This is a genomic window from Campylobacter sp. MIT 12-5580 (assembly GCF_005406235.1).
GTDB lineage: Bacteria > Campylobacterota > Campylobacteria > Campylobacterales > Campylobacteraceae > Campylobacter_D.
In genome coordinates, this window is the sequence record NZ_NXLK01000001.1 from 224,996 (window position 1) to 237,158 (window position 12,163).

At 34.2% G+C, this 12,163-nt stretch carries 13 protein-coding genes; 7 read left to right on the forward strand and 6 right to left on the reverse strand.

Annotated features, from left to right (window positions below; translation table 11 throughout):
* Positions 1-72: 72 nt before the first annotated feature.
* Complete coding sequence (locus tag CQA38_RS01105; protein ID WP_137632164.1) at positions 73-1,659, reverse strand: AAA family ATPase; 1,587 nt, start codon at positions 1,657-1,659, stop codon at positions 73-75.
* Between the two features lie 164 nt (positions 1,660-1,823).
* Here CQA38_RS01105 and rimO point away from each other — a divergent pair, with 164 nt between their 5' ends.
* From rimO to CQA38_RS01135, 6 genes are read left to right on the forward strand one after another with little or no spacing between them, the layout of a single operon-like run.
* Positions 1,824-3,134 carry a 30S ribosomal protein S12 methylthiotransferase RimO gene (gene rimO, locus CQA38_RS01110; RefSeq protein WP_137632165.1) on the forward strand — a complete coding sequence of 437 codons (1,311 nt, stop codon included), beginning with the start codon at positions 1,824-1,826 and terminating at the stop codon, positions 3,132-3,134.
* On the forward strand, positions 3,134-4,129 hold the full coding sequence (gene tilS, locus CQA38_RS01115) for a tRNA lysidine(34) synthetase TilS (protein ID WP_137632166.1): 996 nt from the start codon (positions 3,134-3,136) through the stop codon (positions 4,127-4,129). Before rimO ends, tilS begins: the two co-directional genes overlap by 1 nt.
* Positions 4,130-4,171: 42 nt before the next feature.
* Complete coding sequence (thiD, locus tag CQA38_RS01120) at positions 4,172-4,984, forward strand: bifunctional hydroxymethylpyrimidine kinase/phosphomethylpyrimidine kinase (RefSeq protein WP_137632167.1); 813 nt, start codon at positions 4,172-4,174, stop codon at positions 4,982-4,984.
* Positions 4,981-5,622: a thiamine phosphate synthase gene (thiE, locus tag CQA38_RS01125; RefSeq protein WP_137632168.1), complete on the forward strand. Its 642-nt coding sequence runs from the start codon at positions 4,981-4,983 to the stop codon at positions 5,620-5,622. The genes thiD and thiE overlap by 4 nt, the downstream gene beginning before the upstream one ends.
* Entirely contained in the window at positions 5,619-5,909 is a 291-nt protein-coding gene (locus tag CQA38_RS01130) for a thiamine-binding protein (protein ID WP_137632169.1), read from the forward strand. The genes thiE and CQA38_RS01130 overlap by 4 nt, the downstream gene beginning before the upstream one ends.
* On the forward strand, positions 5,903-6,541 hold the full coding sequence (locus tag CQA38_RS01135; RefSeq protein WP_137632170.1) for a uroporphyrinogen-III synthase: 639 nt from the start codon (positions 5,903-5,905) through the stop codon (positions 6,539-6,541). Before CQA38_RS01130 ends, CQA38_RS01135 begins: the two co-directional genes overlap by 7 nt.
* Before the next feature lie 29 nt (positions 6,542-6,570).
* On the opposite strand, the gene CQA38_RS01140 is transcribed toward CQA38_RS01135, so the two are convergent.
* The 5 genes from CQA38_RS01140 to CQA38_RS01160 all read right to left on the reverse strand — a co-directional run bounded on the left by CQA38_RS01140 (position 6,571) and on the right by CQA38_RS01160 (position 9,863).
* The gene (locus CQA38_RS01140; protein WP_137632171.1) at positions 6,571-7,677 is read right to left on the reverse strand and encodes an HP0729 family protein; all 1,107 of its coding nucleotides are present in this window, start codon (positions 7,675-7,677) and stop codon (positions 6,571-6,573) included.
* Between the two features lie 101 nt (positions 7,678-7,778).
* On the reverse strand, positions 7,779-7,991 hold the full coding sequence (locus tag CQA38_RS01145) for a hypothetical protein (RefSeq protein WP_137632172.1): 213 nt from the start codon (positions 7,989-7,991) through the stop codon (positions 7,779-7,781).
* Position 7,992: 1 nt separating this feature from the next.
* The gene (locus tag CQA38_RS01150; RefSeq protein ID WP_137632173.1) at positions 7,993-8,313 is read right to left on the reverse strand and encodes a hypothetical protein; all 321 of its coding nucleotides are present in this window, start codon (positions 8,311-8,313) and stop codon (positions 7,993-7,995) included.
* Between the two features lie 2 nt (positions 8,314-8,315).
* Positions 8,316-8,660, reverse strand: a complete 345-nt coding sequence (locus CQA38_RS01155) for a hypothetical protein (RefSeq protein WP_137632174.1) — start codon at positions 8,658-8,660, stop codon at positions 8,316-8,318.
* 54 nt (positions 8,661-8,714) lie between these two features.
* Positions 8,715-9,863, reverse strand: coding sequence for a DUF697 domain-containing protein (locus CQA38_RS01160; RefSeq protein WP_137632175.1), 1,149 nt, complete (start codon positions 9,861-9,863; stop codon positions 8,715-8,717).
* A gap of 621 nt (positions 9,864-10,484) precedes the next feature.
* On the opposite strand from CQA38_RS01160, the gene CQA38_RS01165 reads away from it, so the two are divergent.
* Positions 10,485-12,152 carry a hydrogenase small subunit gene (locus CQA38_RS01165; RefSeq protein ID WP_137632176.1) on the forward strand — a complete coding sequence of 556 codons (1,668 nt, stop codon included), beginning with the start codon at positions 10,485-10,487 and terminating at the stop codon, positions 12,150-12,152.
* The last annotated feature ends 11 nt before the right edge of the window (positions 12,153-12,163 follow it).

A 12,163-nucleotide genomic window follows, 5' to 3' on the forward strand; every position in this document is an offset into this window, starting at 1 on the left:
CCCACAATAAGAGGCTAAATGCCTTGTATCACAAAGTTTGAAATCTTCTTTTTCTCCTGCTTTAAAGCCATTTTAGCCCTTTATATTTGGGTGCTTTTCAACCTTATCTTTGAGCTTTTTAGTTTCTATGACAAGTTGTTCGCAGGTGCTTTTTTCTGTTTCTAAACCTTGAAGTAAGATTTGAAATTCTTCATTTTCTTGATCGATAAAGGCATTTTGATTTTCTTTGCAAAATACTTCTTTTTTCTTTTTAATCATATCTAGTTCAGCTTGAAATTTCTCAATCATTTCTTCGCAGTCTTCTTTGAGTTTTGCTTGAATTTTTAATGAGATGCGTGAAGAAACTATTTTTGAGTGATTTGTGATGCTAATTTCTTTTTTACATTCACATTGTGATGGATCATTATATTTAACATTTATATAAATAAGGCACTTATTTCTTGCTTTATTAAAACAATAATAATGTTCGCTTGTTCTCCGCCACCCATAATAAGAGTCATATTTATATCCTTGAAAAATTTCCTTTTTATCTAAGTCTTCTTCTGGTGCGTTAATATGCGCTATCTCTTGTTTTTTGTCTTTGTTTAAGTATGGGATTTCATAATGTATAAATACTTTTCCATCTTTTTTTAATGTTTTATAATAAAACACCTCTTCTTCTAAACTTTCTATAATGCCTTCTTTTTGCTCCTCAAATTCCTTTTCATACTTTAGTATTTGGGTATTTGATCCAGATAAACTTTCATTTAAAAGTTTTTCTACAACTTCTTTTTGTTCTTCATTGCTCCACAAACAATGCTTGATTAAAAGCAGATCAACCACTTTCATTTTTGTCCTATCGCTTAAAACTACAGCAAAACGCAAAAGCTCCATTATGACTATCCATCTTCTTTCGCTCACATCGATAAAATTTACATTTACTTCTTGATTTGTTTCTAGTTCTTTGTTGAAAAGCTCTATCCTTGCTTTAAGGTTAAGCAATATGTCTATGATTTCTTTAGGAAGTTCTACTTTTTTGGCTTTTTCTTTGATATTTTCAAGCTCATCATTGCTAAATTTCAAAGCCTCATCAAGCTTTATTTCCTCATTTAAAGGCAGGGTTTGTAAAAGCTTAGCAAAATTGTCTTTTTCGTCAAGTCTTGGCACAATCAAACGCATGATAAAGCGATCATATAAGGCTTCTAAGCCTTGATTTTTAGCTGGAAGCTCATTACTTGCAGCAACAAGGGCTTTTAAAGGCACTTTGATATTTTCTTTGCCATTTCTAAATTTCTTTTCATTGATGATAGTAAGTAAAGCATTTAAGATAGCTGGGGAGCTTTTAAAAATTTCATCTAAAAACGCAAAATCCGCAGCTGGTAAAAAGCCTTCTATATTGCGTTCTAAATTATCTTTTCTTAATTCGCTAAGTTTTAAAGGACCAAAGACTTCTTCAGGAGTGCTGAATTTATTCATCAAATAATCAAAAAATTTATGGCTTTGAAAGGCTTGACTTACACGTCTTGCCACAAGACTTTTTGCCGTGCCAGCAGGACCATATAAAAAGATAGATTTGCCAGCTATCATACACAAAAGTGTTAGAGCAATGGCTTCTTCTTTTTCAAGCAAACCTTCGCCCAGAACTTTTCGTAGTTTTTGAATTCTTGAAATATAGTTCATTTTTTTTCCTTTAAAAAATAAAATAATTTTGTATTATAACGAGTTTTTATGATAGCTTGTATCATTTTTTGAATTTTTAATTATAAAAAGTTAAAAATTTTATGCTATTTTTAATTTAAACAATTTTAGCTATAATTTGCCTTTAATTTATCAAGAGGAAGATTATGCCAAAACTTTACCTGCAGTCTTTAGGCTGTAATAAAAACTTAGTTGATAGTGAGATTATGCTAGGACGGCTTGAAAATTATGAGCTTTGTGATGAGCCTCAAAATGCTGATGTTTTGATAGTCAATACTTGTGGCTTTATCAAATCCGCCAAGATAGAAAGCGTTAATGCCATTTTATCCTTGCACGAGCAAAGAAAAGATAGTTCTGTGCTTGTTGTAACGGGCTGTTTGATGCAGCGTTATAAAGATGAACTGATTAAGGAGCTTCCTGAGGTTGATTTATTTACTGGGGTGAGTGATTATGATAAGATTGATGAGATCATCCTTAAAAAAGTGAATTTGTTTTCAAACTCAACCTATTTGCAAAATGAACAAAGCAAAAGGCTTATCACTGGTTCAAAAACGCATGCTTTTATCAAAATCGCTGAGGGCTGCAATCAAAACTGCTCCTTTTGTGCCATACCAAGCTTTAAAGGCAGGCTAAAAAGTAGAAGCATAAAAAGCATAATAAGCGAACTTGAAAGCCTTATAGCAAAGGGTTATTTTGACTTTTCTTTCATCGCTCAAGATACGAGCTCTTATCTTTTTGATGAGGGGCAAAAGGATGGGCTCATTAAGCTTATAGAAGCGGTTGAAAAGCTAGAGGGCATAAAATCTGCACGCATTTTGTATTTGTATCCAACGACTGCGAGCAAGGCTTTGATCGAAAAAATCATCGCTTCAAAGGTTTTTGTAAATTATTTTGATATGCCTTTACAGCACATCAATGATACCATGCTTAAAATCATGAAAAGAGGCACAAGCAAAAAGGCTTTATTAGAGCTTTTAAAGCTTATGAGTTCAGCCAAAGATAGCTTTTTACGCACAGGCTTTATAGTAGGACATCCTCATGAAAATGAGGCTGAATTTAACGAGCTTTGCGAGTTTATCAAGGACTTTGACTTTGATAGAATCAGCGTTTTTGGTTATTCTAAAGAAGAAGATACCGCCGCTTTTAACATGCCTCAAGTGCCAAGTAAAATCATCAACAAAAGACTTAAAATCATCGAAAAAATCGTTGATCAAGCCATAGAAAAAAGCTTTGCAAAAGAAGTAGGCAAAACAAGGCAGGTTGTCATCACAGGGCAAAGTAGCGAGGGCGAGTTTTTCATCGCTGGAAAGGATTTGCGTTGGGACAGGGAGATTGATGGGGAAATTCTCATCAATGAAAGCCTATGTGGCAAGCTAGAACTTGGTAAAATTTATGAATGCAAAATCACTCAAAGTATCGATAAAAAGCTCATCGCAACAGCCTTAAAAGAGCTTTGATGAAGCTTAGTCAAAAAAGCTTGCAGGCTTTAAGCAAGGCTAAGAATTTACTTGGCTTTTCTTATCAAAGCGATAGCACAGCTTTATTTTACACGCTTTTAGAGCAAAATATCAGCTTTGATTTAGCCTTAGTTGATTATGGCACAAGAGCGCAAAGCAAGGCTGAGCTAAAAGCAGCCAAAGAGCTTGCCAAAAAGCACAATAAGCAAATTTTTATAAAAACTGCCCCAAAATTTAAGAATAATTTTGAAAAAAATGCAAGGGATTTTCGCTATAGCTTTTTTAAAGAACTTTGCGAGCAAAAAGGCTATGAAAACCTTATCTTAGCCCATCAGCTTGATGATAAGTTTGAGTGGTTTTTAATGCAGCTTAAAAAAGGAGCAGGCTTAAGCGAGCTTTTAGGTATGCAAGAGCTTCAAAAAGAGCCAAGTTTTACCTTAGTGCGTCCTTTTTTAAGCGTGAGTAAAGATGAAATTTTAGATTTTTTAGAGCAAAAGCATATTGTTTATTTTAAAGATTTAAGCAATGAAGATGAACGATTTGAACGCAATTATATAAGAAAACACTTCTCAAAGCCTTTTTTAAAGCTTTTTGCTAAGGGAGTAAAAAGAAGTTTTAATTATCTTCAAAAAGACACAAATGCCCTTTATCAAAATGCTTTTTACAAGGAATTTAAAGGCATAAGCATACTCTCAAAGCAAGAAAGCTTGATCGCAAAAGCCATTAAGGCAAAAGGACTAAGAATAAGTGCTAAGCAAAGAGAACAAATGATGAAACAAGATGGGGTTATATCAGGTAAAATAGCACTTTGCTTTAAAGATGAGCTTGCCTTTGTATTTGAGTATAAAACTTGTGAAAAAATCCCAAAAGAATTTAAAGAAAGGTATAGAAAAGCAGGCATTCCTAAGCTTTTAAGGGCTTATTTTTACACTCAAGGCATTAATGAGCAGGATTTTTTAAATGAAATTCAACAAAGTTTTAAACTTGGCTCATAAAGCTTTAAATTTTGATATAATTTCAAGCAAAAAAGGATACAAATGAAAGCTATAGGATCGAGTTTAACGCCTATTTTAACAATAGCTGGAAGTGATTGTAGCGGTGGGGCTGGCTTGCAAGCTGATCTTAAAACCTTTAGTGCTTTTAAGCTTTTTGGAATGAGCGTTGTAGTAAGCGTTGTGGCTGAAAATACAGCGCGTGTGATAAGCTGTTTTGATATACCAAAGCAAGTAATTGACGAGCAAATGCAGGCTATCTTTGAGGATATCCCTCCAAAAGCTGTTAAGATAGGTATGCTTGGAAGTAAAGCCACTATAGAATGCGTGGCTGAAAATTTAGCTCATTTTAAGCCAGAAAATATTGTGATTGATCCGGTTATGTTTGCTAAAAATGGCTTTGCTTTAATGCCTCTTGAAAATTGCGAGCTTTTTAAGCAAAAAATGCTTAAATTTGCTGATATCTTAACCCCAAATATCCCAGAAGCTCAGTATTTGTGTGGCTTTGAGATCAAAGATGAACAAGATATGATAAAAGCTGCAAAAGAGCTTTGTGAGCTTGGAGCAAAGGCGGTTTTGCTTAAGGGCGGACATAGTAAGACAAATGCTAATGATGTCTTTTTTGATGGGCAAAATGTGCAGATTTTTAAGGCTGAGAGGATAGAAACAAAAAATACACATGGCACAGGCTGCACCTTAAGTTCAGCTCTAGCTTCAAGCTTAGCCCTTGGTAAAAGCAAGGCTGAAGCGGTAAAAGAGGCAAAAGATTATGTGTTTAAGGCTATAAAATATTCTTTAAATTTAGGCAAGGGTTGTGGTCCTACTAATCATCTTTTTGAATCTATGGGGCTTGAGTGAGTTTTGATAAAAACAAGCTTGATTTGAGCTTATATCTTGTAGCAAGCAGGCAAAAAAGAAGCGATGAGAGCTTTTTAAATCAAGTAAAAAACGCCATCTTAGGCGGTGTAAGCGTGGTGCAGCTTAGAGAAAAAGAGCTAAGTTCAAGGGAGTTTTTCGAGCTTGGCTTAAAGCTTAAAAGGCTTTGTGATGAGCTTTGTGTGCCACTACTCATTAATGATAGGCTTGATATTGCCCTAGCTTTAGAATGTGCTGGGGTGCATTTAGGGCAAGATGATTTAAGTGTAAATGTGGCAAGAAAGCTTTTAGGAGAGCAAAAAATCATAGGTTTAAGTGTAAAAACTCTAGCTCAGCTTAAAAATACAGCTGGAGCTGATTATCTAGGTTGTGGGGCAGTGTTTCCTAGCCTTTCAAAAGAAAGCGAGCTTATAGGCGTAAAAGGTGTTAAAGAACTAGCCTTAAATACGAATTTAAAAGTCGTGGCAATAGGTGGCATAGATGAAAGCAATGTTTTAGAGTTAAAATCAAGCAAAATCGCTGGTATAGCTGTGATAAGAGCTTTAATGCAAAGCGTTAATGCTTATGAGACAGCTTTAAGGCTTAGAGCAAAGATAATACAGATTAAGGAGGCTAGATGAGTGTTTTAATGGAATTTTGTATATTTAGTATAAGTGGGGAAGTATCAAAAAGTGCCGAAGTGGCTAAGGTGCTAAAAAAACTAAAGCGTAAAAATATAGCTTATGAGCTCAATGCTATGGGAACTTGCGTTGAATGCAAATCCATGAAAAAAGCTTTAAAAGTGCTTAAAATGGCTTCAAAGTGTTTTGATGCTCAGCGTTTTTATATCACCGCTAAATTTGATTGTTATGAGGGTAGGCAAGGGGCTTTAAAAAGCAAGCTTAAGGCAGTTGAAGAAAAATTATGATTTATCTTGTTGGAAAGGCTCATTTTGAAGGGGTGCAAAATCTCGTTTTAAATGAAATTTGCTTTTTTGATTTTAGTCTTGATTTAAGTGAATTTGAGGCTCTTATCATCACTTCAAAAAATGCCATAAAAGCTCTTAAACGACTTCATATCAAGGCTATTAAAGATTTGAGTGTATATGCAGTAGGGGCTAAAACAGCTAAAACGGCTTTAGACTATGGTTTTAAGGAGGTAAAATTTCCTCAAAAAGCCTATGCAAGTGAGCTTGTAGCTGAGTTTAAAAATGAGCTTAGGGGCAAAAAATGCCTTTATCTAAGAGCCAAAGAAGTGCGTTCAAATTTAGACAAAGAACTTTTAAGTTTGGGCGTTTATTTAAGTGAATGCATAGCCTATGAAAATAAGCCTTTAAAGCCTGATATAAGCTTAATACAACCAGCTATTTTTATCTTTAATGCTTATTCAGCCTTAGAAAATTTCTTGCGTTTTTATAGCTTTAATGAAAAAGATATTATCATTTGTCTAGGACAAAGCACAGCAAAAGCCTTACCAAAAGGGCTTAAAAATAAAATTTATATTAGCCAAGAACAAAGCTTAGAAGCTTGTGTTGGTCTAGCTAAAAGGCTAGCAAAGTAAGAGTGGGGCAGGGTTTAGAATTTAATTTTTTAAAGTTTTTTAAGCAAGTCAAATAATTTCTGCTTAACGCGCATTAGCTCTATAACTATGCTTTCTTTACCTATACCTAAGATATGTTTTCTTAACTTTTTAAAATCTTCATGTTTTGGAGCCCCTGCATGAGCGCTGTGATTGCGAATTTTTTGTATGGCGTCTATATGCTCGAACATGATATATGAAAAGTATCTTTTCATGTTTCCACTCAGTTTGCTTTGAATGAGACTTTCGATATCACCCTTTGAAAGTATCTGTTTATAGGCTGCATAACTTGCTGTTGTCTTTTCTAAATTACCAACCACAAATTTTGCGCCAGCAAAAAGGCGTATTTGTAAAATGTTTTGATCAAAACGAGCTAAGAAGCGCACAAGTAGGCTCATGACTATCCTCATCTCTTGCTCTAAGCTTTTTGAGTATTTAATTATGGCTGAGCTTAAATCATACAAAGGATTGTCCTTATTTGCTCTAAAATCAAGCTCTGCTGAAATGATATTATGCAAGGTATCTGCAAGCATAGTGTTAATATCTTTTTGTTCAAAGCCAAAAAAGCTAAGTTCTTGCTTTATCTTTAAATATTCCTCGTTTTGAAAGACTTCTAAATAATGCTTTTTCTCACCTAAAAAATAATTCTCCTCTTGTTTTTGCTTGATGATAAGAGGATAGACATAATTATTGCCATATAAAGCAAAAGTTGAATTCTCAGTACTTGGAACTAAAAAATTAGCTAAAAAATTATCCCTAATTAGTTTAAAATCATCTCTTACTAATTCTCTTAAGTCCTTGATGAGAAACCAATCTTTTACCTTAAGCTTTTTTTGTTTATAATAACTTGGTGCAAGCTTTGATAAGTCCTCAGTGCTTATTTTGCTTACCTTTGCTACAAATAAATTCGCATAATCACTCAAAAAAAGCTGCAAAGGATTTTCCTCGCTGGTGCTTTCATAAATTGCCTTCAAATCCTCTTCAAAGTCCTGCTTCATAGTGCTTAGCTTATCAAGCTTACCAAAGGCTACTTCGCCTTTTTGTAAAAGAATTTTAAGGTGTTGTTCTATAACATCTTTTTGATAGTAGGGATTATATAAGATAAGAAGGCAGTTCATGCATTTTCCTTTTTTTAAATTATTTTAAAGCTTAAAGTCCAGCAAAACTCGCCTTTTAAGAGTCTTAGTTTAAGAAAAAGCTTGATATTGATGCTGAAAACTTACTCATTTTCTGCTTCTTTATCTGCCTTGTAGATATTATAAGCTATGATTACACTAAGCACTATATAAATCACCACTCCAACACCGCCAAAATAATGCCCCACAGCAAATAAAAGCACAAACCAAATCACAATCATAGCAATAGCCGTATAAAAAGCTATAAGAGCTAAACCTAAGCCAAGCATAATGATACATAAAAGTACATTTATCATTTTAATCTCCTATTAAATTGTTTAGTTTTGAAACAAAATCTTTATCATTTTTGTATTTTTGAGTGAGTTTTTCAAGGCTGGTAAATAAATCCTCAAAATCCTCAACATTGTTGTTCTTAAATTCACTGATAATACAAACGCACTCAGCTATACAATCAAGCTTTAGTTTTAAATCCTTTGTATTTTTTATCACTTCAAAATGCTTATCAAGCTTTGCTTTAAGCACTCTAAGGCGGTTGAGTTTAGCCCAATGCCAAGGCTTACGACGATCAGCATAATCAAGCTCAGCAAGCAGTTTTAAAGTGTCGCAAATACCAGACATAGCTACACCTTAAGCAAAAAAGCAAGATTTGAAGCTAAAGCATTATCATTTTTATAAGTTCTAGCAAGCTTTTCAAGCAAGCTAAATAAAAGCTCAAATTCACTAGCATTGTTTCTTTTATACTCAGTTATCAAATCTATACATCCTACGATATAAGGCATTTTTGCACTCAAAGCCTCATTTTGCAAGCCTTTGCTTTGCTTTTGCAAGGCTACAACAAGCTTTAAAAGCCTTGTAAGCTTTTTTGGCTCTAAAAGCTCTTTTAGGGGCAAGGTACATTCTAAAAGACTTGCTATAAGGCTTTGAAGCTCTTTTTCTGACATGTTCTCAAGTTTTTCTAAAAGCATAATATATCCTTTAAAATTTAGCTTTTAAGGCTAGAGTTCTAGCCTTAAAATATTTTAAGCTTTTTCAATTTGAGCTTGAATTTCTTTTTTATCAAGATATTTTTTATAACCTTCCTCGCTTGGTTTAAATACCCCTTGTGCTATTTCTTTGAAATTTGCATCAAGATAGCTGATATAAGCTTGTCCCATAAGTTTTGTTGTAGTTGAAGCCACCCCAGCTCCTATTGCACCACCTGCTATAGTGCCAACGCCTGGTATAAGTTTTAAAGCACCAGCTACAACTCTTGCAGCAAAACCAGTAGCTATAGTCGCTCCAAATGCTGTGATGAGCTGAGTAGCATTTTCTTTTGAAAGCTCTATATTATAAATTCTGCTTAGTTGATACATCATTGCAAGTTGTTGTGGCAAAAGTAGGGCTATGTCAGAAAATGGTATGGGATTAGCCGCAATAGCACCAGCTATTCCTGAGTGGTAATTTACCCATTTTGTAGCTTCTTTTTTCTTAAGTTCTTTGTCTGCTTTTTGTTCTCTTATAAGAGCTTGTTGTTGTGCTTTTGGTAAAAGTTCATAGGTTTTCTTTAAAAGCTCATCAATGCCCATTACCGGTTTTATATGACCATCATCATCTTCAATCGATATGGCTCTCACTCTTATTACCTCATCTTCTTTTGTTCCATATTCAGCAAAGATTTTTTTAACCTTATCAGAAAATTTTTCACCCTTTTCATCTTTGTCTTGTTCAGCCTTTGTGATAACAATTAAAGTAGAGATATTGTATTTTTTTAAAAGCCTAACCAGAGGTTTTTCACCATTTTCAGTTCTTCTACTCGGTTCGCTTATGCAAAGCCAAGCTATATGAATTTGTTCATCTGTCTTTTCTTTTTGCTTTTCAGCAAGGAAATTTTCAATTTTTGCCATAGTGTTTTGAAAATCGTCTGCTTCTAAGCCCTTAGTATCAAAAATACTAAAGTTTTCATTGATGATATATTCTTTAGTTTCTTGAGTTACTGCCGATCCTTGCCCTGTTTGTGCTGTTTCTTTACCAAATATAGCATTGATAAGTGTGCTTTTACCCACTCCTGCGGCACCTGCTATAAGCACATTGAGCTTAGCATTTATTCCGCTATCTTTAAGCAATTTTTGCACTTTTTCAAATGCCCCTGTTAGATCAATTTCTTTGTGAGCCTGATCGATATTTGCCATTTTTTCTCCTTTAAGAAATAAATTTAAATCTTGCTTCCTAAGAAACAAGGTATAAACTTATTTTTAACTCCTTTTATCTTTGTTAAAAAATTTAACTTTGCAAAAATATATCATGTGCTTTTGACAGCTTGTGTCATTTTTTTAGAATTTTTAAGAAAAAATTGCAAGATTTTGATTTTGTATAAAATCTTAGAAAAATAAGAACTTTGCCAAGAGAATAAACATAAACACTCAGTAAAAATGAGTTTAGATATTAAAGAAAAAAGATTTGAAGAAATAAGAGCAAAAAGAAAAGTCAAAAGCCTTATAAAAGGCTTGTAAAAATTAAAGCCCCCCCCCCTAGAGTTTTTAACAGCTTTATATCAAAAATCAAAACAGAAGAAGTAAAACCTTCAACAAATCGTATTTTCGCCACTTGAGTCATAGCTTAACCTTAAATAAAATTAAAACTATATATTATAGGTAAAGTTTCATAAAGTCTAGTTTAAAGTGATTTTTCATTTTTGATAGCGTTTATGTTTTGAAATTTTCAAAAAATGCAAAATTTAAGAGCAAATTTTAAACTAATTGTAAACACTAAAATGCTATAATCCACCCAACACAAACAAAAGGAGCTTCAAAGTGGCTGATTTGAGTAATGAAGAGTTGAAAGCCTTGCTTGAAAAACGCATCGCAGAGCTTGAAAACTCAGATACAAAAGAAGAAAAAGTGATCAACCCAGAAAGCGTGCAGGCTTTGATCAAAACCCTTGCTTTGCCAAATGATTTTGCACCTTTAGCACAAAAGGTATTTGAATTAGCCCCTCGCACAAGCGTGGTATGGCTACATTTAGCTGAGTGCACCGGCTGTTCTGAAAGCCTTTTGAGAGCTTCAACTCCTGATTTGGCTGAACTTGTGTTTGATTTTATCTCCTTAGAATATCACGAAACCATTATGGCTTCGGCTGGCTGGCAGGCTGAGCACAATATAGATGAACTTTTAAAGAGCAATAAAGACTTCATTTTAGCCGTTGAAGGCGGAGTAGCTCCCATAGATACTTATTTTTTAACCATAGGAGCAAATGGCGAGAGCGGTTATGAGATACTTCAAAAGGTAGCTAATAAAGCAAAAGCCATCTTTGCTATGGGGACTTGTTCAAGTTATGGGGGTATTCAAGCTGCTGCTCCTAACCCAAGTAAGATATGTGGCATAGCTGAGGTTTTGCAACAAAAAATCGTGCAAGTGCCGGGCTGTCCGCCAAGTGATATTAATATCGTTGCGAATTTATGTTTTTATGCACTTTTTCAAACTCTACCAAATTTAGATGAAAAAGATCGTCCAAAATGGGCGTATGGCAAGTGTTTGCACGATATGTGTGAAAGAAAGGCAAAATTTGAAGCTGGAGTTTTTGCTCAAAAATTTGATGATGATCTTGCAAAAAGCGGGGCATGTTTGTTTAAGGTGGGTTGCAAAGGACCTTATACTTATAATAACTGCCCAAAAGTGAAATTTAATGCTAAAACTTCGTGGCCTGTGCAAGGCGGACATGGTTGTATGGCTTGTTCTGAGGCGAATTTTTGGGACGAATTTGGTTTTTATGAAGAGCCGATGAAAAATCTTACTTCTTATGTGGATTTTTCTTTTGCAAATAGCGATAAAAAAGGCTCTGCAAGTCTTGATAAAGCACAAATTCAAAGCACGCTTGATGATAAGAGAGTGATTTTAAGTTTTGATAATGAGACAAGGCTTTTGTATAAGGGACTTGATGATGAGCCTTGTGATTTTTTGAAATTTGAGTTTGAAAGCAATGTTAAGCTTGTGCTTGCAAATATCGCTAAAAACAAGCTTGGAGCTTCCTTGCTTGAAACATACAAGAAAGAATTTGCTAAAAATTATGCTTTTATCGAGGCAAATTACGATGATACGTCGCGCCCTAGCTCAGATATATTTAAGTTTTTTGAATATGCTTATGTTTTAGCTCGTGGGGCATTTTTGCCAGATATGAAGACTTTTTTGGACTTGGCAGCAAGCTATAAATTCAAGCATATCAGCCCTTTAGATATCAAGCTAAGCTTAAATGATACTGAAGCTAAGCTTGATGTAAGTAAGAGTTTTAGAATGCCTTTGATTTATCTTAGCGGTGGGCTTGAGATAGAGGCTTTGGCTTTTAGTGCCTGTGAGCTTATGTTTAAAAATCTTAATCAAGCATTAAAGCATTTAAGTCAAAAACAAAACAAAGCTATAGCCTTTAACTTCCCTCAAAGCTACGATCACGCCTTTTTTCAAAGTCAGCTTGCAAGGCTTGATTAAAAGCTTATTTG